Origin of the sequence: Proteus sp. CA142267 (assembly GCF_003336825.1) — a bacterium.
Lineage (GTDB): Bacteria > Pseudomonadota > Gammaproteobacteria > Enterobacterales > Enterobacteriaceae > Proteus > Proteus terrae.
In genome coordinates, this window is the sequence record NZ_QPMG01000001.1 from 1215872 (window position 1) to 1242037 (window position 26166).

24 protein-coding genes, 1 tRNA gene and 1 rRNA gene are annotated in these 26166 nt (G+C 38.7%); 2 read left to right on the forward strand and 24 right to left on the reverse strand.

Features of this window, described 5'->3' with window-relative positions; genetic code table 11:
- Positions 1–9: 9 nt before the first annotated feature.
- The 17 genes from C0T34_RS05600 to cysJ all read right to left on the reverse strand — a co-directional run bounded on the left by C0T34_RS05600 (position 10) and on the right by cysJ (position 18754).
- Positions 10–1164, reverse strand: a complete 1155-nt coding sequence (locus tag C0T34_RS05600; protein ID WP_109849814.1) for a hypothetical protein — start codon at positions 1162–1164, stop codon at positions 10–12.
- Positions 1161–2420, reverse strand: coding sequence for a hypothetical protein (locus tag C0T34_RS05605; RefSeq protein WP_109849815.1), 1260 nt, complete (start codon positions 2418–2420; stop codon positions 1161–1163). The genes C0T34_RS05600 and C0T34_RS05605 overlap by 4 nt, the downstream gene beginning before the upstream one ends.
- 170 nt (positions 2421–2590) lie before the next feature.
- A complete protein-coding gene (gene rpoS, locus C0T34_RS05610; RefSeq protein ID WP_023582671.1) occupies positions 2591–3574 on the reverse strand; it encodes an RNA polymerase sigma factor RpoS in 984 nt (327 codons plus the stop codon).
- Positions 3575–4261: 687 nt separating this feature from the next.
- Entirely contained in the window at positions 4262–5380 is a 1119-nt protein-coding gene (gene nlpD, locus C0T34_RS05615) for a murein hydrolase activator NlpD (protein WP_098942045.1), read from the reverse strand.
- A gap of 153 nt (positions 5381–5533) precedes the next feature.
- Positions 5534–6160, reverse strand: coding sequence for a protein-L-isoaspartate(D-aspartate) O-methyltransferase (locus C0T34_RS05620; RefSeq protein WP_098942044.1), 627 nt, complete (start codon positions 6158–6160; stop codon positions 5534–5536).
- Complete coding sequence (gene surE, locus C0T34_RS05625; RefSeq protein ID WP_109849816.1) at positions 6154–6918, reverse strand: 5'/3'-nucleotidase SurE; 765 nt, start codon at positions 6916–6918, stop codon at positions 6154–6156. The genes C0T34_RS05620 and surE overlap by 7 nt, the downstream gene beginning before the upstream one ends.
- Positions 6896–7948, reverse strand: coding sequence for a tRNA pseudouridine(13) synthase TruD (gene truD / locus C0T34_RS05630; RefSeq protein ID WP_098942042.1), 1053 nt, complete (start codon positions 7946–7948; stop codon positions 6896–6898). Before truD ends, surE begins: the two co-directional genes overlap by 23 nt.
- Positions 7945–8430 (reverse strand): 2-C-methyl-D-erythritol 2,4-cyclodiphosphate synthase, encoded by a 486-nt coding sequence (gene ispF / locus C0T34_RS05635; protein WP_023582677.1) that lies wholly within the window; start codon positions 8428–8430, stop codon positions 7945–7947. The genes truD and ispF overlap by 4 nt, the downstream gene beginning before the upstream one ends.
- A 3-nt stretch (positions 8431–8433) precedes the next feature.
- Positions 8434–9180 carry a 2-C-methyl-D-erythritol 4-phosphate cytidylyltransferase gene (gene ispD / locus C0T34_RS05640; protein ID WP_075673793.1) on the reverse strand — a complete coding sequence of 249 codons (747 nt, stop codon included), beginning with the start codon at positions 9178–9180 and terminating at the stop codon, positions 8434–8436.
- Between the two features lie 39 nt (positions 9181–9219).
- Complete coding sequence (ftsB, locus tag C0T34_RS05645) at positions 9220–9510, reverse strand: cell division protein FtsB (protein ID WP_036913758.1); 291 nt, start codon at positions 9508–9510, stop codon at positions 9220–9222.
- A gap of 330 nt (positions 9511–9840) precedes the next feature.
- Positions 9841–10455, reverse strand: a complete 615-nt coding sequence (cysC, locus tag C0T34_RS05650) for an adenylyl-sulfate kinase (protein WP_109849817.1) — start codon at positions 10453–10455, stop codon at positions 9841–9843.
- Positions 10455–11906, reverse strand: coding sequence for a sulfate adenylyltransferase subunit CysN (cysN, locus tag C0T34_RS05655; RefSeq protein WP_109849818.1), 1452 nt, complete (start codon positions 11904–11906; stop codon positions 10455–10457). The genes cysC and cysN overlap by 1 nt, the downstream gene beginning before the upstream one ends.
- Before the next feature lie 11 nt (positions 11907–11917).
- On the reverse strand, positions 11918–12826 hold the full coding sequence (gene cysD, locus C0T34_RS05660) for a sulfate adenylyltransferase subunit CysD (RefSeq protein WP_098942039.1): 909 nt from the start codon (positions 12824–12826) through the stop codon (positions 11918–11920).
- Between the two features lie 11 nt (positions 12827–12837).
- The gene (gene cysG, locus C0T34_RS05665) at positions 12838–14262 is read right to left on the reverse strand and encodes a siroheme synthase CysG (protein ID WP_109849819.1); all 1425 of its coding nucleotides are present in this window, start codon (positions 14260–14262) and stop codon (positions 12838–12840) included.
- A gap of 206 nt (positions 14263–14468) precedes the next feature.
- Positions 14469–15200, reverse strand: a complete 732-nt coding sequence (locus tag C0T34_RS05670) for a phosphoadenylyl-sulfate reductase (RefSeq protein WP_109849820.1) — start codon at positions 15198–15200, stop codon at positions 14469–14471.
- Positions 15197–16927, reverse strand: a complete 1731-nt coding sequence (gene cysI, locus C0T34_RS05675; protein ID WP_098942036.1) for an assimilatory sulfite reductase (NADPH) hemoprotein subunit — start codon at positions 16925–16927, stop codon at positions 15197–15199. The genes C0T34_RS05670 and cysI overlap by 4 nt, the downstream gene beginning before the upstream one ends.
- Entirely contained in the window at positions 16928–18754 is a 1827-nt protein-coding gene (cysJ, locus tag C0T34_RS05680; RefSeq protein ID WP_109849821.1) for an NADPH-dependent assimilatory sulfite reductase flavoprotein subunit, read from the reverse strand.
- A gap of 298 nt (positions 18755–19052) precedes the next feature.
- Here cysJ and queD point away from each other — a divergent pair, with 298 nt between their 5' ends.
- Entirely contained in the window at positions 19053–19418 is a 366-nt protein-coding gene (queD, locus tag C0T34_RS05685) for a 6-carboxytetrahydropterin synthase QueD (protein WP_088494721.1), read from the forward strand.
- A gap of 78 nt (positions 19419–19496) precedes the next feature.
- Here queD and queE read toward each other — a convergent pair whose 3' ends face one another.
- The gene (gene queE, locus C0T34_RS05690; RefSeq protein ID WP_098942034.1) at positions 19497–20168 is read right to left on the reverse strand and encodes a 7-carboxy-7-deazaguanine synthase QueE; all 672 of its coding nucleotides are present in this window, start codon (positions 20166–20168) and stop codon (positions 19497–19499) included.
- A gap of 166 nt (positions 20169–20334) precedes the next feature.
- Between queE and C0T34_RS05695 the strand changes: the two genes are divergently transcribed.
- On the forward strand, positions 20335–21702 hold the full coding sequence (locus tag C0T34_RS05695; protein ID WP_088494719.1) for an amino acid permease: 1368 nt from the start codon (positions 20335–20337) through the stop codon (positions 21700–21702).
- 72 nt (positions 21703–21774) lie between these two features.
- On the opposite strand, the gene C0T34_RS05700 is transcribed toward C0T34_RS05695, so the two are convergent.
- From C0T34_RS05700 to rrf, 6 genes are all read right to left on the reverse strand, one after another.
- Entirely contained in the window at positions 21775–22956 is a 1182-nt protein-coding gene (locus C0T34_RS05700) for a methionine gamma-lyase (RefSeq protein ID WP_109849822.1), read from the reverse strand.
- Between the two features lie 19 nt (positions 22957–22975).
- A complete protein-coding gene (locus C0T34_RS05705; RefSeq protein ID WP_109849823.1) occupies positions 22976–23374 on the reverse strand; it encodes a hypothetical protein in 399 nt (132 codons plus the stop codon).
- A gap of 11 nt (positions 23375–23385) precedes the next feature.
- Entirely contained in the window at positions 23386–24579 is a 1194-nt protein-coding gene (locus C0T34_RS05710; protein ID WP_098942030.1) for an FAD/NAD(P)-binding oxidoreductase, read from the reverse strand.
- A gap of 184 nt (positions 24580–24763) precedes the next feature.
- On the reverse strand, positions 24764–25549 hold the full coding sequence (locus C0T34_RS05715; RefSeq protein ID WP_098942029.1) for an endonuclease/exonuclease/phosphatase family protein: 786 nt from the start codon (positions 25547–25549) through the stop codon (positions 24764–24766).
- 217 nt (positions 25550–25766) lie between these two features.
- Positions 25767–25843: transfer RNA gene (locus C0T34_RS05720), tRNA-Asp, on the reverse strand.
- 50 nt (positions 25844–25893) lie between these two features.
- Positions 25894–26009, reverse strand: a 5S ribosomal RNA gene (rrf, locus tag C0T34_RS05725).
- Between the last annotated feature and the right edge of the window lie 157 nt (positions 26010–26166).

Sequence of the window (26166 nt, forward strand, 5' to 3'; positions counted from 1 at the left end):
AATACAACATTAATTAATTGAAGCATGGCTATATTTCAGCCGCTCACCCAATAACAATAAAGTGTCTTTATCACCATAGTTGTCAAATAAGCGAACAAATGATGATAAAGCAGGATTAAACATCATATCGTCAGTAGTTTTCTCATAAAATGTATAATCTTTTGTTTTCAATGAAAAGACTAACGTAATTTCATCATCATTACGGCCTTTATTTAAAATCAAATTATCATTACTTGCCATTAACTGATTTATATATTTATAACCACTTTCATAGAAAATCACTAAATTTCCATCAGCTTGACGTTGAACAACAGAATAGAGATCACGATAAGCATGTTGAGCAATAAAATAGATATCACCTTTAGCATTTTGGGCAACTTCTTTAACACGCAAAGGAAGCCAGCGTGTTTTTGTCACTTCTTTATTCACTAAATTTAACGTGATTTCTAACGTATTTGTTGTGTAATGGTGGTTATAAAAAATAATGAGGGAATCACCTGATAGAGCGTAATGAAATTGAGTAAACTCACCAAAATCTTCAGCGTAATATTGCTTCACCAAATCTTCTGTATTAACTGAATATTCCCAGCTTTCGCCTTCATCTAAACTTGTTAATATTGTCTTATTATCAACTAGTACTAGTTGCGATGTTGTTTGTGAAAAGAGTAATTTTCCACCAATTAGCGCTAAAGGAAAACGATAATAACCATTGTTAGTCTCTTGCCAAGGAATTAAATCTGCTATTGTAAACTCTGTTAAATCTATAGTTTGTCGTCCCTGCTCTGTAAATAAAACACATTTATCGGCAACACAATAAGCGTTATAAAAGCTACCTTGACCTTGCGATACAAAGCGCATGCCTTCTTTATCAGAAAAGTACAGTGTATATTTTCTCTGGTTATCTTGGCGATGAAGTCTGCCATAAATATCTACATCATATCGGCCACTATCAGATTCAGTTTTAATTAACATTCCGCTAGAAGCATAAAAAGTATTACGCCAATCATAGTGAGAATATGGGTATGAAGATAATTCGGAAGAGTTTTCATTTTTCCATTGCCACTTAGAGGCGAATCCATGAAAAAGTACGCCATAAAAAAGCAATAAGCTTAAAATAAATAAACTTGTGATAATGATAAAAGGCTTACGGAAAAAAGGATTCATTGGCGCAACTCCGTAATATACAGGGGTTGTTTGCTTTCAATACATTGCTGCTGAAGTAAAAAATGGGTTTGATAACTGCTATTGCCTTTTTCTGATAACAAAATATAAAGATTTGAAAACAAGGCAGTTAAAAAAGCAATGCCACTCATAATTAAGCCATAGATAATTCCCATTCCTAAAAAACTATCACCAATAGAATACCAATCCCATTTATCCCAATAATTGCCATTATCATAAACATCAGAAATAGAAAAACTTGCAACCATTGAGAAAATAAAAACACTAACTAATGCGATTATTAGCAGTGATAAACGATATGTACGCTGGTGGCCAATATACATTTGTCCTGATATTGAATAAACGCCATTATCTGTATGATTATAAACGCCCAAGACAACAGGCCCTGAGTTCTTATCTTCAACTTGCCAAAAGAACAGTTCAACATCATCACCATCAGCAAGAAACAGATTATGATCAGAATAAAATAAGCGCTCTCTATAACTTAATACGAAAGGATGATTATCAATCAGGCAGGATACTTGCATTATCACCGTCTCGCCGTTGCGGTGATGCATTTTAATTCTATTAGTACTATGAATTTGTATTATTCCTCGAACTCGTTGTACTTTACTTTGTTTTATTTGAGGAAACGATTTTTTACTCACAGTCAATGAAGGTAATGGTGCTGATTTTATTCCAGTAATAATGAGGTGCTCGCCATCTGGCGCTATCAACACTTGCTTGGTGATAACTTTATCTAACGCCTTTATTCTCTTTCTATGTTTAGGTCTTGTGCGCTGAAAATAGCGATAAGCTTTTTCTCCGATATAACTGACCCCCGCCATCACAGCACCACATGCAATAACCATAGAAACAACGATAAAGAAATTCACGTCAAGATAGAGGATCGAGAAGTAGCTCCAATAACCGCCAACAAGCGTAAGAATAAATGCAAGCAATAACCATTTTTGTTGTTTTGCTGTTAGCGTGAATTTTCTTTCAGGCTCAAGCCTTCCTTTAGTATCATGATAAATCCATTGCACCCAGAAACTACCATCTTTCAATAATTCAGCACAGATTTTAAGTTCATCACCTTGTTTTAATCGTTTAAGAAAATCTTGGGAATTAGCAAAATCCTCTTCATTAAGATAGAAGTTTTTACCTGATGCTATTAATCTCACCATTCCATTCGGGGAGATTTTACGTTGGTTAAAATCGCAACATTCTAATTTAACGTTTAAAAAATAATCTTTCATATCTTCCTTTATTACTTTCATCAGGCTAACAAGGTGCAAGACTGCGTTCTTGTTTTATCGTTTTGAGTCGCATAATACAAGATAAAGAAAAGCCGATTAGTAAATCCACTAATCGGCTTTGGTAATAACAATCTGTCAATTAAAGCTATAAACAGAAAAAGGGTGGCTAACTATGCTTTGAAAAGTGCTTCAATACATAATCCCTGACTTTGTAGGATGTCTTTTAAGCGACGCAGTCCTTCAACTTGAATTTGACGAACTCTTTCTCTTGTTAGACCAATTTCTCTACCAACATCTTCTAAAGTTTCTGCTTCATAGCCTAATAACCCAAAACGACGTGCTAATACTTCACGTTGCTTAGGATTCAATTCAAATAACCACTTTATGATATTTTCCTTGAGGTTATTATTTTGAATTGTTGCTTCCGGTCCTTCTTCATTTTCATCAGAGATAATATCGAGTAATGCTTTATCTGAATCACCACCAATTGGGGTATCAACAGAAGTAATACGTTCGTTTAAACGTAGCATCTTACTCACATCTTCAACTGGTTTATCAAGTGTTTGTGCAATTTCTTCAACACTAGGCTCATGATCGAGTTTATGTGCTAATTCTCTTGCTGTTCTTAAATAAACATTCAGCTCTTTAACGATATGAATGGGAAGGCGGATAGTACGAGTCTGGTTCATAATGGCACGTTCAATAGTTTGACGTATCCACCATGTCGCATAAGTTGAAAAACGGAAACCTTTTTCAGGATCAAATTTTTCAACAGCACGAATAAGTCCTAAGTTCCCTTCTTCAATCAAATCAAGCAGGGCAAGACCTCGGTTTGTATAACGACGAGAGATCTTAACAACTAAACGTAGGTTACTTTCTATCATTCGTTGTCTTGAAGGAATATCGCCTCGCAACGCTCTACGGGCAAAAAAAACTTCCTCTTCAGCGGTCAGCAACGGAGAATAACCAATTTCTCCTAAATAAAGCTGAGTTGCATCGAGCGCACGCTGGTTGACTCCTTCAATAAGTTCAATTTCATCTTGAGCATCAGACTCATTTTCTGCCTCTTTTGCAGCAACTTCATCGAACTCTTCCATGTTCTCTTCAATTTCATCTGTATATAACTCGTCTACTCTTAGCGTACTTTGGCTCATCAGCTGCTCCTACCCTTGATAATTTAGGTAAACGACCCATAATTAAAGTCTGTTTACCAGTTTATCGCTGTGTCACGACACAACGGGTTTACTGATTTTCCCTTGTAACGAATTACAAAATAAAAGATAACATAATCTATTTTACTGTTAATTTTATTCTTTCTTTATTCAATATATAACTTAACTATTGAGTGCAGGTTATTAACAGTTTTTTTATTATATTTTACGTATATCTATCTATGCGTAAAATTACTCTATTTGATGTACTATTTGTGACTATTTACATCTAAAAAAACAAATAAAAATCCATAATAATAAAATAATATCCAATAATTTATATTACGTACTATTATTAAAAAGATAATCTAATAAAGAAAATACCTACCTAAACAAGAGGTTGTTTTATAGTTCATCTTTTCATAACAACGAATCTTTATTCATTTTTTATATAACAATTTTTAGCATACGCATTCATTGGTTGAGAATCAACCGTCTAATTTAACGTTATCTATAATTTTATATTGACCTCTCATTTTTAATAACCTTTAAATAAGCACTTATACTTAGGTAAAATTTATTTTGTTTCAATATTTTAATTAATTACAGATAAGAAAAAGCCCTCTTCTTTTTGTAAAGGAGAGGGCTTAACTTTAGGATTATTCACTATGCGTGTAAAAAATCACTCATCTATTTCTTAGGTAAATAACTCATTGGGTTGAGTGATTTTTCTTTATAACGGATCTCAAAGTGTAGTCGGACAGAACTAGTTCCAGAGCTACCCATTGTGGCAATTTGCTGACCTGCATTCACATTTTGTTGTTCGCGCACTAAAATGGTGTCGTTATGTGCGTATGCGCTGAGGTATTCGTCATTATGCTTAATGATAACGAGGTTACCGTAACCACGTAATGCGCTACCAGCATAAACCACTTTACCCGCTGCGGTTGCAACAATTGGTGAACCTTTTGTACCACCGATATCGATACCTTTATTACCACCTGGCGCACTTGAATAGCTTTCGATGATATTACCTTGTGCAGGCCAAATCCACTTACCAGAAACCGCTGTTGGTGCTGGTGTCGCTGCCGTTGTGGTATTCGTGTTGGTTGTTGGTGGCGGAGTCGTTGTTTTCGGCGGTGTTGTTGCCGGTTTAGTGATCAATGGCCCCATTGATGTGTTGTTTGTCGGTTTCGTTTGAGCCGTTTGAACACCTGCACTACTTGGTTGATTGATAACGGATGTGTTCACATTTGTATTGGTTCCCGTATTGACTTGACGGTTACCAATATTCAGTACCTGCCCCACATTTAAACTGTAAGGCTCTGGAATATTATTCATTGATGCCAGCTCTTTTACATCGCTATCTGTTATCCACGCGATATAGAACATGGTATCACCGCGTTTTACTGTATAGGTATTACCGCTATAATTGCCTTTAGGAATACTGTCATAATTGCGGTTGTACACAATCCGTCCAGAGCCATCAGTACTTACATTTTGCGCAGCAACAGATGTTTGAGGACGAGGCTGGTTTTGAGACTGAACCATGCCTCCATTAGACGAAGCGGAGTTCACCTTAATTGAAGGAGGAGGTGACGATTGTAAGGGGGTAGTTCTTTCAATAGGCGTCGCATTACTGTTAGTCATTACAGGTGCGGTTGATACCGTATTATTTGAAGAGCTATCATTTACAGAGGTAATTGGTGCAGGACGATAAGGTGTATCTGCACAGCCTGTTAATGCAAATCCAATTACCGAACACATGATTGCCCAGCGGACATGCTTAATTGGGCTTTCTGAATTCATACTTCCTTCTCCCTTTAAAAAGGCATTAGCATCTAGCAATTTGTCGAGTTAAACAAAAAGACTGCAATTTTTTGAAAATGTTTCATTTATTAGTGCAGATTACGACAAGCTATTAAAAAGCAGTAATAAAAAACGGTCAGATTTATCTGGAAGTTATGCTAACTCGCCTGAAATTAAAGGAACAAATCTAACTGTTTCTATAGATTGGTAGTGAAAATCATTACCTAAACGTCGGATAAACTTCAGTATTTGTTGTTGTTCACCAACAGGTATTATCATCCTGCCACCATCGGCTAACTGCATCAATAACTGTTGTGGTACTTCTGTTGCACATGCTGTCACTATTATGGCATTAAACGGCGCTTTTGATGACCAACCTTCCCATCCATCACCATGGCGTGTCGAGATGTTATGTAAATCAAGATGTTTGAAACGTCGTTTAGCTTGCCATTGCAATATCTTTATACGCTCAACAGAACTAACATGATGGACTAAATTTGCTAATACGGCCGTTTGATACCCCGAACCTGTACCAATTTCTAATACAGAATCTGTACTTTGTAATTCCAGTAATGTTGTCATTTTGGCAACAATATAAGGCTGTGAAATAGTTTGCCCATTGCCAATAGGCAAAGCCGTATTTTCGTAAGCCTTATGAGAAAGCGCTTCATCAATAAAAAGCTCTCTAGGTACTTTACTCATTGCTTCCAACAGGCTCTCATCCTTGATGCCATGCTGTTTTAACATTGTCAGTAAGTCTTTCATTGACCGACTTAACATGTTTTTTTGACCTCTGCTTTATTTAACCAATTTTGTAGTAAATCAAGTGCTTTATACGCTGTTAAATCAACATGTAATGGAGTTATCGAAACATAACCTTCATCAACAGCAGCAAAATCTGTATCGGGACCTACATCATTTTTTTCACCTGGAGGCCCAATCCAATAAAGGCTATTTCCTCTAGGATCGGTATGCGTATAAACATGTTGTGATGCATGACGACTACCACAGCGTGTAATACGGAAACCTTTTACTTCATCAATAGGAATATCAGGTACGTTAATATTGAGAATATTTCCGGCTCTTAAAGGTACTTGTTGTAACATTGCTAAAACATCACAAGTTACTTGAGCAGCTGTCTCAAAGTGCGTTTCACCATCAAGTGAAACAGCAATGGCAGGTAAACCTAAAAAACGCCCTTCTGTTGCAGCAGCAACCGTACCTGAATAAATAACATCATCACCCAAATTAGGGCCATGATTAATACCAGAAACCACAATATCAGGACGAGGGCGCACTAAATGATTTACACCAAGATAAACACAATCTGTTGGTGTACCCTCAACAATCGCAATATCCCCGTTCTCAAGCTCTTGCTTGCGTAGAGGTCTGTCGATTGTTAAAGAGTTAGATGCAGCACTACGATTGCGATCAGGTGCAACAATTTGTACATCATAACGCTGGCGTAATGCTTTAGCGAGGGTCTGTATCCCCTTCGCCATCACACCATCGTCATTACTCACCAATATTTTCAGCATCATCATTCCCTAATAAAATTAATTCACGTACAACGCTAGTTGCAAAGCTTCCTGCAGGTAAAAAGAATGACAGAGAAACAGTGGTATCGTCTACCCAATTCCATGACATATTTTCTGGTAATACATTGATAGCACGTCTTGTATTATCAACGCGTTCTTGTCGAACCAACGACCAGAAGGCTTCATATTCTGCCAGATTTTCAGTTTCAAAATCTAATGCTTGTGATTGTGTACCTAAATCACCTTTACCTGGTAAAGGTGCCGTAATATGAACATCATGCTCTTCATAACGAATTTGTGTTTGAGTCAGCTCTGCTTCATCAACAACAAACCAGCTACCTCGCCCATGAAGTTGCATTGCATCACCGAGTATCACTTTTGAATATAAATCGCATTCCAATCTTTTACTGACAATATGATTAAACATCGCACTACGGGCTGCGGAGAGATAAAAGCTACGCTTTCCTCGTTCTTTTACGCGGATTTCGTCTGTTGCCCAACGCATGGCTTGTCGTAAATTATCACCATTACGACCAAATCGTTGAGCACCAAAATAGTTAGGGACACCTTTTGCTTTTATTTTCGTCAAACGAGCATCAACAAAATTGCGATCAGAAATCTCTCGTAATACCAATGTAAAGTGATTACCTTTTAGTGTTCCTATACGTAATTTACGTTGTTGACGAGTCGCTTCTAGAACTTCACAACCCTCTAAAGCGAGCTGGCTGAAATCAGGCATCTCTTTACCCGGCATACGCAGACAAAACCATTGTTCAGTCACTGCATTTCTGTCTTTTAGACCGGCGTAACTGGCATCACGAGGATGGACCCCAACAAATTTTGCTAATTTTTCAGCAACAAAAGCCGTATTACAACCTGTTTTTCTGATTTTCACCATGACATGCTCGCCTTCACCATCAAGGGTGAAGCCAAGATCTTCACAGACAATAAAATCTTCAGGAATTAACTTTAACAAACCTGTTGCTTGTGGTTTTCCATGTAACCAATGGAGTTCGGGTAAATCACTCATTCAGGTAATGACTCTTTCATTAGTAAAACAACGGCTTCACAGGCAATGCCTTCTTTTCTACCGACAAATCCAAGCTTTTCTGTTGTGGTCGCTTTCACATTGATGTCATCAACGTGGCAATGAAGATCTTCTGCAATATTGACGCGCATTTGTGGTGTATGAGGTAGCATTTTTGGAGCCTGAGCAATGATCGTGACATCTAAATTACCAATTCGGTAACCTTTTGCTCTTACACGAGAGAAGGCTTCACGAAGGAGTACGCGGCTATCTGCACCTTTGTATGCAGGATCGGTATCAGGAAACAATGTACCAATATCACCCATTGCCACTGCACCTAAAATAGCATCTGTAACTGCATGTAATACTACATCGCCATCAGAGTGAGCTAATAGCCCTTGTTCATAAGGAACTCTGACACCGCCAATAATAATAGGGCCTTCGCCGCCAAATTTATGTACGTCGTAACCGTGTCCAATTCTCATTTATTATGTGTTCCTTATACTGGTGATTTGGCGTGAGAGGAAAAACTCTGCAAGCGCTAAATCTTCTGGCTGAGTAACTTTGATATTATCTGCACGACCTTTAACTAATAAAGGTTCATATCCAGCAAACTCCATCGCTGAGGCTTCATCAGTGATCGTTGCTTTTTGAGAGAGTGCATTTTCTATATTTTGTTTTAATAACAATGCAGGAAAGAATTGTGGTGTTAAAGCATGCCATAGCGTTGTTCTTTCTACTGTTTGTTCAATATGGTTATCTTGGTGATAACTACGTTTCATTGTATCGCGAACCGGTGTCGCAAGAATGCCACCACAAAAGTGGGGTTCCATCACGTTTTCATCAATGAGTTTAATTAGATGATCAAGATCGCCAAAATGTAGACAAGGTCTTGCTGCATCGTGAACTAATGCCCATGTGTTTTCAGGAAAATGTTGAGTGACATATTCTAAACCTGACAATACGGAGTCAGCGCGTTCACCACCACCATCAACCGTAATTATTCTTTTATCTTGCGCTAAAGATAAAGTGTGAAAGTAGCTGTCATTAGGGCTGATTGCCACGATAATTTGCGTTATACGTGGGTGTTTCAATAAGGCATTAATGGTATGTTCAAGAATAGTCAATCCGCCAATCTTCAAATATTGTTTTGGGCAGACTGATTGCATTCGACTTCCAATACCGGCTGCCGGAATAACGGCAACAATAGGAAGAGTAGAGTTTGTTATATTCATTATGATATTTGTATCAGGACACACTATTAATTCAATAAATTAACGACGTGGTTGAGATTTATCACTCACAATACGGAAAAATGTCTCATTAGGCTTTATCATTCCTAATTCACTACGAGCACGCTCTTCTAAAGCTTCTTGCCCGCCATTGAGGTCATCAATCTCTGCAAATAGACGATCATTACGCTCTTTTAACTGCGTATTTTGCGCCAATGCAGATTCAACTTCTTGAGTTACTTTGTTGTAATCATGGATACCATTTTTACCTAACCACAATGAATATTGTAGCCAGCCAAGTAAAATCAGAAGTAAGACTGTTAATTTCCCCATTACCACCCCCAAGATTAATGGGCTAATCATCCCACAACTCAACCACAGACGCCACAAAAGTGCTGGAATATATTACATTATTATTCCCATTATCCTCACTATAAACATGGATAACTTCTATAAAATTCAGACTAAGGTTTGATTTTTTCTTATTAAGATGAAGTGCTATGGGGGTTATTTATAAATAAATGGGCTCTTAATTAATGCGTAAGTCGCATTTGAAATAGTATGACTTAATATGCATATTTTACTTTAAATACATACATTATCTCTACACATATCCCCTTTTTTGGGGTGTTTGTGTAGAGATAATTCAAACTCATCATAAAATTAACAGTAAATTTTTTTTTGCCGTAAGTATATGATGATTTGTTGGATAAGGGTATTTATAGGAAGTGTGCCGTCTAAATGTAATTCGGGATCAATGGGCCGTTCATAAGGCGAATCGATACCTGAAAATTGCTTTATCTCACCTCGTCTTGCTTTTTGATAAAGCCCTTTCGGATCACGAGCTTCACAAATAGAAAGTGGCGTATCAACGAAGATCTCAATAAATCTTCCTTGCTCAAAACGATCTCTAACTTGTTGTCTATCTTTTTGGTAAGGCGAGATAAAAGCCGTTAAGACAATCAGTCCCGCATCTACCATCAATTTAGCCACTTCACCCACACGGCGGATATTTTCGTGCCTATCTTCTGCACTAAATCCAAGATCACGACATAATCCATAACGTAAGTTATCTCCATCTAATAGATAGGTATGAATGAGTGAATACTTTTGTGAGTAATTATAAAGCGCTTGCTCTAGCGCATCGGCAAGTGTGGATTTACCAGAACCAGATAAGCCTGTAAACCAAAGCACACATCCTTTGTGTGTTTGTTGTGATTCGCGTTCATTTAATCCAATTTTATGAGGATGCCAAACAATATCGTTGCTTATCACCACTATTTTCCTCCAAGAAGATCTCTTGCTCCCCAATGGGGAAAATGGCGACGGATAAGCTGGTTTAACTCAATTTCAAAAGCATCATATTGTGTCGTAGTTTGTATCGCGTTATCTCTTGTTTCTCGAATAAGTCCAGCACCAACAGTGACATTGCTTAGTCGATCAATAAAAATAAGCCCGCCCATATCGGCATTGGTTTGATAGTTATCCAGCACCAATGGCTCTTCAAATGAGACTTCAACACTACCTATTGCATTTAAACTTAAGTTATCTGTAACTTGTTGAGTAAGCTTATTCACATCCACTTGATAATGAATATTCTCTATTTTGGCGCGGCTTTTTTTGCCTACGATCTTGATGTCTAGAGTATGCCCTTGTACTAAAGGTTGCTCTGACATCCACACCACGTCAATTAATGCATGAGTACTAATATTGGTGGTTGTATCGTTATCATCAACGATAATATCCCCACGACTAATATCAATTTCATCCGCCAAAACCAGTGTAATGGCTTGCCCCGCTTTGGCTTGTGTTAAATCTCCATCAAAAGTGACGATACGTTTAATCGTTGTCTGTTTTCCTGAAGGTAGTACTTTGATTTGTTGCCCTTGATAAAGCACGCCCGAAGACACCGTACCGCTGTATCCTCTAAAATCTAAATCTGGACGATTCACATATTGCACAGGGAAACACAGTGGTTGTGCGTCTGAACCTAATTTAACCGGCGCATCTTCCAATAATGAAAGCAATGGTTTTCCTTGATACCAAGGCATATTCAATGAGGGAGAAACCACATTGTCACCATCAAGGGCAGAAATAGGAACAAACTCAATGGTTAGATCCGTTGGGAGCTGATCAGCAAAATGAAGATAATCTTGTTGGATCGAGTTAAAGAATGCTTGCTGATAATCCACAAGATCCATTTTATTGATTGCAACGATTAAGTGACGGATCCCAAGGAGTGTACTGATAAAACTGTGTCGCCGTGTTTGTTCTTGTACGCCTTTTCGAGCATCGATCAGCAGAATAGAAAGTGAACTTGTTGATGCACCTGTCGCCATATTGCGGGTATATTGAGCATGTCCTGGTGTGTCAGCAATAATAAACTTGCGCTTTGAAGTTGAAAAATAGCGATAAGCAACATCAATAGTGATCCCTTGCTCTCTTTCTGCCGCTAATCCATCCACCAGCAAAGCAAGATCGAGTTTTTCACCTTGAGTCCCGATCTTTTTACTTTCATTTTGTAATGTAGAAAGCTGATCTTCATAGATCTGCCTTGTGTCATGAAGTAAACGTCCTATTAATGTACTTTTTCCATCATCGACATTGCCACAGGTTAGAAATCGCAGTAATCCTTTATTCTGTTGAGTCTTTAGATAGCGCTCTATACCGCCCTGTTGTGCAATTTCACCTGCGACAAGTTGATTCGTTTTTACGGCTAAAAGTCCCATATTTCCTCCGATTAAAAATAACCTTGGCGTTTTTTCAGTTCCATCGATGCCGACTGATCACTGTCAATTAAACGCCCTTGTCGCTCACTGCTGGTGGAAATCAGCATTTCTTCAATAATGGCCGGTAGAGTCTCTGCTTGTGAATGAATGGCACCAGTTAATGGCCAGCATCCCAGTGTTCTAAATCTTACTTTTTGCTGTGAGATCACCTCACCGGGTTTTAGATCGATTCTGTCGTCATCTACCATGATTAAGGTGCCATCTCGTTCGATAACCGGTCTATTTTTTGCAAAATAGAGCGGAACAATGTCGATATTTTCTAAATAGATATATTGCCAAATATCGAGTTCTGTCCAATTAGATAACGGAAACACACGAATACTTTCACCTTTATTAATCTGTCCGTTATAGTTTTTCCATAATTCAGGGCGTTGGTTTTTCGGATCCCAGCGATGCTTTCTATCTCTAAACGAATAGATACGTTCTTTAGCTCGTGATTTTTCTTCGTCACGGCGCGCACCACCAAATGCCGCATCAAACCCATATTTGTCTAAGGCTTGCTTTAGTCCTTCGGTTTTCATGATATCTGTGTGTTTTGCACTACCATGAATAAACGGATTGATCCCAAGTTCTACCCCTTGTGGATTTCGATAAACTTTAAGATCAAAGTTATATTCTTTAGCCGTTTTATCTCGAAATTCATACATTTCTCGAAACTTCCAGCCCGTATCAACATGCAACAAAGGAAAAGGTAATTTCGCGGGATAAAACGCCTTGCGAGCTAAATGCAACATCACCGAGGAATCTTTGCCTATTGAATAAAGCATGACGGGATTTTCAAATTCAGCGACAACCTCACGCAGAATATAAATACTTTCTGCTTCTAATTGCTGAAGGTGGGTTAGCTGTGTTTCATTCATAACAACCTCGTTTAGGCAAAATGAACCAAAGGTGAATGGAGTGACGGTAAGGATTGAGAAGTGTATCTATCACCAAACCACGCAAGTTGGTGATGTAGTGCAGCGACTTCTCCCACAATTAATAAAGCGGGAGTCGGTGCTTTTTCAGCTAACTGAGCTAATTGTGTTAGATCCCCCGTGAAGACCTGCTGATCCCCACGAGTGCCACAACTAATCACCGCGATAGGCGTTAATGGAGAACGTCCTAGTTTGATTAAACGCTGGCTAATAAGCTCTGCTTTTGCTGTTCCCATATAAATAGCGAGTGTGTGATTAGCTTGCGCTAACGATGCCCAATCCGGCTCGATCCCATCCGCTTTACAATGCCCTGTCATAAAGGTGACACTTTGAGCATATTGTCGGTGGGTTAACGGGACCCCTGCATAGGCACTCGCTCCGCTCGCTGCAGTGATCCCCGGTACAACTTGAAAAGAGATCCCATGCGCGATAGCAACTTCAATTTCTTCACCACCACGTCCAAAAATAAAGGGATCGCCACCTTTTAATCGAACAACGCGTTTACCAAGTTGTGCATATTTCACGATAAGTGCATTGGTTTCTTCTTGAGAAACACTATGGTGTCCCGCTCTTTTACCTACACAAATAGTGTCAGCATCACGGCGAACAAGCTCTAAAACCTCTGGGCTCACTAAACTGTCGTAGAGCACAACTTCAGCTTGTTGAATAACCTGTAAACCGCGCAGTGTTAATAACCCTGCATCCCCGGGACCAGCCCCAACCAATGCAAGTTCGCCTTGTTGGCACTCTTTTTGTTTCAATTGTTGTTCAAGCAAGGCTTCTGCTTGTGCTAATTGATCGCTTGCCACTAAAGAAGCAAATTTACCGCTGAAAGCTTGCTCCCAAAAACGGCAACGAGATTGAAAAGTCTCTAAGTGCTGTTTCACTTTGTTGCGCCATTTTCCGGCTATTGTCGCCATTGTGCCTAATGAACTTGGCAATAAGGCTTCTAACTTTTCACGGATCATTCGCACTAAAACAGGTGCTTTTCCCGCCGATGAAATGGCAATCAAAATAGGATTTCTATCGATAATGGCAGGAAAAATAAATGAGCATTGAGGTTGTGAATCCACCACATTGACAAAAATATGCCGTGCTTGTGCATCAAGATAAACTTGCTGGTTAAGCACACTGTCATCAGTGGCTACAATCACAAGCATCATTCCTAATAGATGTTCAGATTGATATTTTGCTGATACCCATTCAATTTTATCTTGCTGATAAGCAAGGTGTAATTCATCACACAACTGAGGTGCAATCACTCTTAAGCGAGCGCCAGCTCTTAACAACAGCAAAGCTTTACGCGCAGCAACATGACCACCACCAACCAATAACACTGGGCGTTCTTTTAATTCCACAAATAAGGGTAGGTAATCCATACGCGCATTTCACCTTCGTTGTTCACTTTATAACTAACGACTATAAAAGGTGCTTTAGAAGTTATGAAATGACAAAAAGCTATGTGATGGAACAGAAAGGAATAAGGAAAAATAAAGTATTTTCAAATGGTTATAATTTTATAAATGACAAAAAGGGCAATAGATAAGCTCTATTCCCCCAAATTATTTATTGGTAGATAATGGCGTTATTCGTGTAATCCACACTCACGTTTTAAGCCGAAAAATCGTGTTTCTTCTTCACTCATACCGTCTTCCCATTTTCGGGTTGTATGAGTATCTCCCACAGAGAGATAACCTTGTTCCCATAAAGGGTGATAAGGTAAGTTGTTCTCTTTAAGATATTGATAAACCTGCTTATTACCCCAATCAACGATAGGTAAAAACTTAAAGATCCCTTTTGCGATTGAAAGCACTGGTAAATGTTCACGGCTTTTAGCTTGTTGTCGGCGAAGACCTGCAAACCATGTTTGAGCCTGTAATGCTTTTAACGCCCTTTCCATCGGCTCTACTTTATTTATCTGGTTATAACGTTCAATACCATCAATGCCTTCTAACCAAAGTTTGCCATAGCGCGCTTCTTGCCAAGATGAAGATATTTCAGCTCGATAGATCTTCAAGTTAAGTTGTAACTGCTGAGTCAACGTATCAATAAATTGATAGGTTTCAGGAAACAGGTAACCTGTATCAGTCAAAATCACAGGAATTTCAGGATATTGCCGAGTGATTAAATGCAGACATACCGCAGCTTGAATACCAAAACTAGAGCTTAATACATAGGCTTTAGGCAAATGTTCTAAAGCCCAAGTAACCCGTTCAATGGCGCTTAATTGCTCTAGCTGTTGATTAATCTCGCTCAAAGCATGTGTTTGCTCTTCAACAGGTAACTGTTTTAGCGAAGCAAGCTGAAATAAACTCATATCGCCTCCTGCACTTCATAAAAATCAATCGCTGAATTCAGTACAGGTTTAACAACATCAGTGCGGATAAGAAAATCACCGAAACCTTCATTGTTATGACGAGAAATCGCCCATTCACCAATCAGCGGATCCAGTATTGCAATGATTTCTTGCGAGGTAATATTTTCACGATACATTCTAGGAATACGTGTCCCAATGCGATTACCCCCTAAATACAAGTTGTAACGATCAGGTGCTTTACCCACCAGCCCAACTTCTGCCAACATAGCCCGACCACAGCCATTCGGGCATCCTGTTACACGCACAACAATATACTCGTCACTCACACCATGTTTTGTCATCAAACTATCAAGGATATCTGTGAATGAAGGCAAAAAGCGCTCAGCTTCTGCCATCGCCAATGGGCAAGTTGGGAAAGAAACACACGCCATCGCATGTTCACGCAGTGGTGTAATTTGGCTATTCATCAAACCATATCGACGAGCAATCGCTTCAATATTGGCTTTTTCACTCTCTAATACACCTGCCACAATTAAATTTTGATTAGCAGTCAGTCGGAAATCACCTTGATGAATTTTGGCTATTTCCGCCACGCCTGTTTTTAATGGAGTATCTGTCGTATCAATCAATCGTCCACTTTCAATAAATAAAGTTAGGTGCCATTTATTATCAACACCTTTTAACCAACCGATTTGATCACCTCGATGGGTAAATTCATAAGGTTTAATAGCCTCAAAAATCACTCCAGAACGGCGTTCAACCTCTTGTTTAAATGTCTCTACGCCAACACGTTCCAGTGTGTATTTTGTTTTTGCATTTTTACGTTCAGTTCGATTTCCCCAATCACGTTGAGTCGTCACAATGGCTTCGGCAATTGCCAATGTATTCTCAATAGAGATATAACCAAACTCACTGGCTAAGCGAGGAAAGGTGTTTTTATCGCCATGTGTCATTGCAAGACCGCCACCTACAAGCACATTAAAGCCCACTAAATGCCCGTTTTCAGCAATCGCAATAAAATTCATATCATTAGCATGAAGATCAACATCATTGTGAGGCGGGATCACCACCGAGGTTTTAAATTTCCGTGGTAAATAGGTTTCTCCTAAAATAGGCTCTTCGTCTGTTGTTGCAATTTTCTCTTTATCTAACCAAATTTCCGCATAAGCATGGGTGCGAGGTAACAGATGTTCTGATATTTTTTTCGCCCACTCATACGCTTCTTGGTGTAATGAAGATTGCACTGGGTTTGAAGTACATAACACGTTACGGTTAACATCATTCGCTGTTGCTAAAGAATCAAGTCCTGTGGCGGCTAACATTTGATGAGCAAGTTTTACATTGCCCTTTAAAATGCCATGAAATTGAAATGTTTGACGATTGGTAATACGAATACTGCCATAAAGCGTATTTCCAGTCGCAAATTTATCAATGCTAAGCCACTGTTTAGGCGAAATAACTCCCCCGGGTAAACGGCAACGTAGCATCATTGCATGACGAGGTTCTAACATTTGCTCCGCACGTTCAGCGCGAATATCTCTGTCATCTTGTTGATACATGCCATGAAAGCGGATCAATAGAAAGTTATCGCCTTCAAAACCACCCGTTAAACCATTTTGTAAGTCTTCTGTAATAGTGCCGCGTAAAAAGTGACTCTCTTTTTTCATGCGTTCACTATCAGCCAGTTTCCCTTCAACCACTAAGGGCGCTTGAGTGTGTGATTTCATTTAATAGACATCCCTCTGATAACGCCGTTCTAGGCGTAGCTCACTTAAGTATTCATCTGCTTCTTCAATATTTTTATTGCCATACTCCATCACAATATCTAACAACGCCTGTTCAACATCTTTTGCCATTCGTGACGCATCGCCACAGACATAAAGATAAGCGCCCAGCTGTAACCATTGCCAAATCTCACTACCACGTTCACGTAATTTATCTTGTACATAAATTTTATGTGCTTGATCTCGTGACCATGCTAAATCGATATGAGTTAGCAGACCGCTTTTGACATAACGTTGCCATTCCACTTGATAGAGAAAATCTTCTACAAAATGAGGATTACCAAAAAATAACCAGTTTTTACCTGTCGCGGCGTCATTGTCGCGCTGTTGCATAAAACCTCGAAAAGGTGCAATGCCTGTACCTGGGCCAATCATAATGATAGGGGCGGTGTTATCTTCAGGTAGGCGAAAATGCACATTTTTTTCGATAAAAACATTGATGCTATCGCCTTCTTTCAAGCTATCCGCTAAAAAGCCAGAAGCCCCACCGGTATAAGCACGAGAATTAACGTCGTAACGTACAACCCCTAAAGTAAGGTGTACTTCGTCTTCGACTTCTTGTTGTGACGATGCAATAGAGTAAAGGCGAGGAATCAGTGGACGTAAAATATCAACAAAATCTTGTGCAGTAGGTTGAGCACAATATTGGCGTACCATCTCATTAATAGGATGTTTGTCTGCATATTGCTGAAGCTTGGTTTTATCAGCCACTAATGACAATAGATCTTCATGACGCGTCAATTGGGCATAGGCTTTTACGATAGGTGCGCTATTTTGAGTTAGTTCACAATGATGCAGTAACGCTTCCCTTAAGGTGAATGTTTGAGATTTTAACGTGACAAGCTCATCACCCTTTAGCCACAACAAAGTAATAAGTTCATCTACTTTTTCAGGTGAGTTATTAAACCAAACGCCTAATGCATCGCCCGGTTGATATTGCAAATCAGAACCTTCAAGGCTGATTTCAATATGGCGAATATCTCTATCTGAATTTCTGCCTGTAATTTTTTGATTAGTCAGTAATGTGGCAGTAAAAGGGGCATCTCGATGATAAATAGATGCCTCAATCGTATCTGTTGTACCTGACTGTGTTTGTTGTAAGACTTGTGTATTTTGTGTCGGAACTTTTGCCTTTAAGATCCCGGTAAGCTGCTCTATCCATTCATCCGCAATGGCTTGATATTCAACATCAGCATCAACTCTTGGTAATAAACGTGTTGCACCTAGTTGTGCAATTCGCTCATCAAAATCTTTTCCTGCCTTACAAAAATGCTCATACGATGTATCACCTAAGCTCAATACTGCATAAGACGTTCCTTTCATTTCAGCCGCTTTTTTAGAGTTCAGATATTTATAAAAAGCGATTGCTTCTTCAGGGGGATCACCTTCACCTTGCGTAGATGCAATGATGATCAAGGTTGTTGTTTTATGGATCTGCTTAAACTTATATTCGCCTGCGGAATATAGTTCTACATTCAATTTGTGAGCAACCAAATTATCTCGTAACTGTTCAGCAAGATGACGCGCATTACCCGTTTGAGAGGCAGAGATCAATGTAATGGTTTCCTGCTCTGGTACGTGTGCTGAGGTAACTGTTGCTGAGGTAACCGCTGTCGATGCGGATACAACAGAAGGATTAAGCTGTCCCCACAAATAGCCAGATAACCACGCAATCTGCGCTGTTGAGAGATCTTTTGTTGCATCCTGTAATTTATTCAATTGTTCCGGTGTTAATGGAAGCATTGATAATAATGGAGGTTGATTGCTCATTTATCCTGCCTTAAAAAAGCGAAGCACTTATCTGTGCTTTATTGTTCTTTGATAATATTTCTAATATTGAGAGGGTATCCCACGACTAGAAGATGAATTAAAGACCTGTTGGCTCTATCTAATAACCTTAAATGCTAAATTTATTTATCGGTTTCCTTTACCAATATAATCAATAAGCAAAAAGGAACATAATAAGCCATTAAGATTAAGGGAGATTAGGCGTGATACGATAAATCGGCTACACTGGTAGACTTCGTACTATTTGTGTCTTTTTTTTACTAATTAAGTCAAGAGAGTTTTGATGACAACCACCATCTTTAAAGATTTTCAGTTTGAAGCAGCCCACCATTTGCCACATGTTCCTGAAGGCCATAAATGTGGACGTCTTCATGGGCACTCCTTTCTTGTTAGATTAGAGCTAACAGGTGAAGTTGATGCACATTCAGGTTGGCTTATTGATTTTGCTGATGTGAAAGCCGCATTTAAACCTACTCTTGAGCGTCTAGATCACTACTATCTTAATGAAATTGAAGGCCTAGAAAATCCGACCAGCGAAGTGCTGGCAAAATGGATTTGGCAACAAGTAAAACCGTCATTGCCATTATTATCTGCGGTGATGGTGAAAGAGACGTGTACAGCAGGATGTATTTATCGCGGTGAGTAAATCGAGTTTAACATTAAACCGTTATCACCTAGAAGAAAATCAGCCTTTATTGGCTGATTTTTTATATTAAAAACACGATCACGCAATATTTAAATATTTATGCGTTTGCATTGAGAAACGCCAATTACGCTCAATGCAGGTTTTAATACATAATGCCGTCGCACTCTCTTTACAACTAATAGGTTGTAAAGCAACAACAGGTGCGGGGTGCTCTGTGCGTAATGTCAGTAAGGCATCCAACGCTTCAATATCTTTTTCACGTCCAACAGGATGTTTTATCTCATTAGCACGATTAATTGCGCTGGTTAATACCTTAAAGCCCCCCTTCATGCCCACTTTTGGGGAAAGTGTCACCCAAGTCTTCTCACTACATAAAATATCGTGAGTACCACTGGTTTCTATCTGACAGGCAAAACCTGCTTGCTCAAGCCCTTCTGTTAAAGGGCGTAAATCATATAAGCAAGGCTCGCCTCCTGTGATAACCACGTGTTTTGCACTATAACCTTGTTGTTGGAAAAGTGATAAAATCTGAGCAACGCTGGCTTCTCCCCAAGCATCGCTTTCTTGCGTTTTAATAGAAATATCACCAAGAGGAACTTTTTTTTGGTCTTCTTTTTCCCAAGTATGTTTGGTATCACACCAACTACAACCTACAGGACAACCCTGTAATCGAACAAAAAGTGCAGGAACGCCAGTAAAAACACCTTCACCCTGTAAGGTTTGAAACACTTCATTAATGGGGTATTGCATAAGAAACTCTGATATCCAATGAATGCTGATGATTATTACAGATAACTATCTCACCGTAAGAGGCTTTATGATAAGGTACATGGTTTGTTTTGAATAGCTAACGTGCGAGAAGACACTGAAAAAGAGGATAGATATCCTCCGTTGGACAGAGATGGGAATACTTTAGATGCAAAAAGAGAATCAACTTTCACGAGGATTATCAGGGCGGCACATTCGTTTCATGGCGCTAGGCTCTGCAATCGGTACAGGTTTATTTTATGGCTCTGCGGCTGCCATTGAGAAAGCGGGTCCAGCTGTATTGCTTGCTTACCTTATTGGTGGTGCAGCAGTATTTATGGTTATGCGTGCATTAGGTGAAATGGCAGTTCATCATCCTGTTGCAGGCTCTTTTTCACAATATGCAAGCCATTATATGGGGCCTTTAGCCGGCTTCTTAACGGGCTGGAACTACGTTTTTGAAATGCTGATTGTCTGTTTAGCTGACGTCACGGCATTTGGTTTCTATATGAAACTCTGGTTCCCAGATGTTGATCAATGGATATGGGTATTAGGCATCGTTTGCTTTATTGGCGCCTTAAACCTTTGCCATGTGAAGATATTTGGTGAAATGGAATTTTGGCTTTCTATTGTTAAAGTCACTGCAATTATCGCCATGATAATTGGCGGTGTTGTCATTATGATGTATGGCTTTGGGCAACAAACTGAACACCCTATTGGTATTTCTAACTTATGGGAGTTTGGTGGCTTTATGCCAAATGGTATTGAAGGGGTTATCGCCTCGCTCGCCATTGTCATGTTTGCGTTTGGTGGGATTGAAGTGATTGGTATTACTGCCAGTGAAGCTAAAGATCCTGAAAAAACCATTCCTAAAGCTATCAATGCCGTACCGTTTCGTATCTTATTATTCTATGTACTGACGATTTTCATTCTAATGTGCATTTTCCCTTGGCAACAAATCGGCCATAACGGTAGCCCATTTGTACAGATTTTCTCAAATCTAGGGATCAATTCAGCAGCAAATATCTTAAACCTTGTGGTTATCACGGCCGCAATCTCTGCGATTAACAGTGATATCTTTGGTGCTGGTCGAATGATGTACGGAATGGCTCAAGAAGGACAAGCACCAAAATCCTTTATGAAGCTCACTCGTAATGGTGTGCCTTGGATGACTGTGCTAGTGATGTCTGTTGTCTTGTTACTGGGCGTAGTACTTAACTACCTAATCCCAGAGCAAATCTTCGTTTTAATCGCCTCTATTGCGACATTTGCAACAGTTTGGGTATGGTTAATGATTTTACTTTCTCAAGTTGCGATGCGTCGTAAGATGAGCGCAGATGAAGTGAAAACACTGAAATTCCCAGTACCACTATGGCCTGTTGCTCCTGCACTGACTATCGTCTTTATGGCGTTTGTTATCGCAATCTTAGGCTATTTTGAGTCAACCAGAATGGCATTGGTTGTCGGTATGGTATGGGTAGCTATTTTAACTATTGGCTACTATGTAGGTATCAAACCAAGAATGAACCAGAAATAAATCACAATTCTGAGTTAAACAATAAAGGCTGCGGATTAATTCACAGCCTTTTTCTTTATTATGCGATCTTCACTAAACCAGTGCTTGTTTTAAATCAGCAATTAAATCATTCACATCTTCAAGACCAATTGATAATCGAATCAAACCATCACTAATACCATGCCTTTGTCGTTCTTCTGCACTATAAGTAGCATGGGTCATTGTGGCGGGATGTTGAGCTAAAGACTCACAGTCTCCTAAACTCACTGCTCGACTAAAAAGATTTAAGCGATTCAAAAACTCTCGGCCTGCTTTTATTCCCCCCTTTAACTCAATGGCGATCATACCTCCAGCTAAACGCATTTGACGCTTAGCAAGTTCGTATTGAGGAAATGAAGCTAGCCCAGGATAATAAATAGTTTCGACTTTAGGATTATCTTCAAGATATTGTGCAATACGCTGTGCATTTTGGCAGATCTGTTCCATTCTTATGCCTAACGTTTTTATACCTCGTAAAATTAATGAGGCATCGTGAGGAGACAGACAAGCACCAGTCATATCCTTTAAACCTTCAACTCGTATTTTATCTGCTAGGGCATGTGTAGTAATAATTGCACCTGCTGTTACATCACCATGGCCTGATAAATATTTAGTCATAGAATGCACTACAATATCAGCGCCAAGCCCTAAAGGTTGCTGTAAATAAGGCGAGCAATAAGTGCTATCTACCATGACTAAAATATTATGCTGATGCGCAATTTCTGATATCTTTGCAATATCACTCACTCGCATATTGGGATTAGCCGGAGTCTCAAAGAAAATGAGTTTTGTTTTCTCTGTGATCGCTTCTTTTAATTTTTCGAGGTTAGTTAAATCAACATGCTTTATTTTAACGCCAAATTTAGCGAGTCCATGATTGAAAAATGTAAAAGTGCAGCCATAAAGCGTCATATCAGCAATAAGTTCATCACCGGGTTTAAGCAATGACCAACAACTAGAAGTAATTGCACCTATACCAGATGAAAAAACAACAGCACCTTCACCATTTTCTAATTGAGCTAAACGCTTTTCTAATAACTCTAATGTAGGGTTTGAGATCCGAGAATAAAAATGCCCTTTTTGTTTTCCTGAAAAACAATCAGCACCATATTGTGCAGTTGGAAAAACAAAAGTAGATGTTTGAAAAACAGGAGGCACTAATGCCCCCTGAGAATCTAACGGAGAATAACCATAATGTATTGCTTGAGTATTAAAATGTTTATTACTTTGCATCATTATATCTCCTAAATATTAATTAATTTTCTATTCGTTGGTTATTTTTCCCGATAATCTGAACTGTTCTTAGAATAATTGAAATTCCTTTAAGAGTATCAGGGTTTCTTAATAATGCGAAAGTTGAACCTAATGTATATTTTTTATCTTGATAAATAGATTCTTTCTTTGCCATATTATAAGCAGCACTTAATTCCCAAACTGGAATTAATGTTTCTTCAAATGCAACCGAAAGTTTTTCAACTGTTGCATTATCCATAATATCTATTGAATCTGATATTAAAGATAATAAATCGACGATATTATCAAACCGTTTTAATGCCAATAATGGTCTTGCTTTTTCTAATAAATGTTGAAGATGTAATTTATCTTCATCAGATAAAAGTTGAATATCTGCTGGGCTTAAATTATTTTCACTCATTATTGTATCCCCTATAATAATCCTCTAACGGTTGCCCAATATAAGCCTCGGTTATAACTATTACGCAATAACCCACCCAACTTTGTTGGTGGTGTAGGAATTACGTCATGTTTATAGTCATACTGTAATGGCATACCTGCAGATAATCCCATTTGTGCGACAGCTTGCACTCGACCATCATAAATTGCAGCAGGATAACCATAGCGAAGCTCACCACAGATATTATTTGCAATCACGCCAGCTTGGTTATGACAACTACCACCGGCTTTACTAATCGGTAAATCAACCGTATCACCAAGAACATACACTTGATTTAACCCATAAACTTGCAATGTTTCAGGATCAGTAGGTAACCAGCCTTCACCATTATTATGTTCACTTAAGCCTGTGTTACGGATAGCCTCAACCGCAGTAATTGGCGGTGTACTCATAAGGATATCAAACGGCTCTGCCTCACCCTCTTTTGAGTAAGCGATTTTCTTATCAGGATCAACATGGCTTAACGTAAAGCCTCGTTTAGCTTTAATATCTCGCTCAGAGAATACCGCAGGAAGAACTTCACAAACTTCTTGTTGCATAAACAGACAGTTTCTTAGTAATTGAGCAACTGTAGGATAGGTATAAACAATCTCAATATTACTTCTCACTCGACGCTGGCGAAGAAGTTCATCCAGCATCAATGTAGTCTCCATAGGAGCAATACCACATTGATGAGGTACATTAGGTGTTTCAGGGAAGCTAACCGTAATAAATATACGGCCTTTTTCAATTTTAGCTAATTTATCAGCAAGTGTTCTAGCGGCTTCATATTGGTAGAAATGATTCCCCGCTTCTTTTAAGCCTTCAATTCTATGAGGACTAGGAACACAACCTGTTGCTAATACTAAAAAGTCATAATTGTATTTTTTATTAGACTCGCAATAAATAACTTTATTATTAAAGTCAAAACGTTCTGCTTTATCAATAACAAATTCAATTTCAGGTCTTAATAAACTTCTTTCTGATCGCATTAGCTCTTCTTTTAAAAAAAGATTGAATGCAATATACATAAATGCAGGTTTGTAATAATGATTAGGATTATCTGAAATAAGCGTTATTTTGATTTTATTTGAAAATATTTCGTCATTTAACTTTTTAGCTAGGATATTAGCAAGAATAGTTCCGCCTGTACCGCCGCCAATAATAACTATATTTTTTGTTGGCATTTTATTTCCTATACCTAGTGATATTAGATAGACGAAAAAATTATAGTAAAAGTTATTAATATAACAAATATATTAAATAGATAAATAAACCACCCATAAAATAATATATCTAATCAATGAATAATATAATTACATTCAATTCAAATATTAAAACTTTAATATTAACTAATATTATAATCACTCACTAATAAAATGTCGCAATTAAAGGATGATGATCAGATGCATCTGTGATTAAGACTTCAGCTTTATTCAATGATAATCCTCGATAAAAAATATAATCCAAGGGTTTACCAAAGGCTGTTGTACGCCAATCGTTATCAAAAATAACCTCTTTAAGTCTTAACGCTCTCGCAAAACGTTTTAATACATTGACTCTTGGGCGACTCCACGCATTAAAATCACCCGCTAAAATAATAGGCCCCTTATGATGCATGATGTGAATAGATAAATTACTTAACTGACGCTGATAAACATCAACACCAAAACTAAAATTAATCGCATGAACATTAATGACCATTAAATGATCACCTGTAATTAGCGGATATACCGTAATTAATGCTGATTTCGGTAGTCTTAAAAAGGGCTCTTTTTCCCTGAGAGGACAACAATAGATAGGATGAGAACTTGATAATGTCATCACACCTGCAGGGTGTTGTTGAAAAGCCAAGGCAGGAACTTGATCTGCAATTAAATGATGAGTGCCAGCAAAACGGACAAGCTCTGGTGTGGTTTGCGCTTCTTGTAACAAAAGTAAATGTGTATCTGTTGAAAGCGTTTCCAACATATTACGCCAATTGAGTCGTTGCTGTTTATAGATATTCCAAACCGCAATTTTTAGAGTACCTTCAGTATAAAGAGGCATTCCAATAGGTAGAATATCCTTTCTTTCACTTAGAGGCGGGCTCGGCTCAATCCTTTCAACAGGTTGACCTGCCACAAAACGCACTGAATAAGTTGGTTTTTTCGCCATTAGCAACCTCAGATAAACAGCAAGATCTCTTGCTATAACTGAAGTATACCAAAGGCAAGCTTCGCTCTCACCCTTTAAAAGGACACTATAATCAACAAAAGTAATTATTTTTATACATAATAGTTATATTTACTTAAAAATCTCTGATTAATTTTTGGTTTATTTTAAATTTTAAGCAAAAAAAAACCTAAGTCGTTAGACTTAGGTTTCTTAATGTTGGCGGAACGGACGGGACTCGAACCCGCGACCCCCTGCGTGACAGGCAGGTATTCTAACCAACTGAACTACCGCTCCGCGTATTCTTTGCGCGATTAATGTTATTTAACACTAACGCTTTAATTAATGCCTGGCAGTTCCCTACTCTCACATGGGGAGACCCCACACTACCATCGGCGCTACAACGTTTCACTTCTGAGTTCGGCATGGATTCAGGTGGGTCCGCTGCGCTATGGCCGCCAAGCAAATTCGGTTTTATTACCCGCTTCTTTCCTTTCGGTTAGTCGCCAGCAATATCAATCTTAAACAAGCCTACTTCATCTACTGTTCGTCTCTCAGACAAAACACCTTCGGTGTTGTCAGGTTAAGCCTCACGGTTCATTAGTACTGGTTAGCTCAAC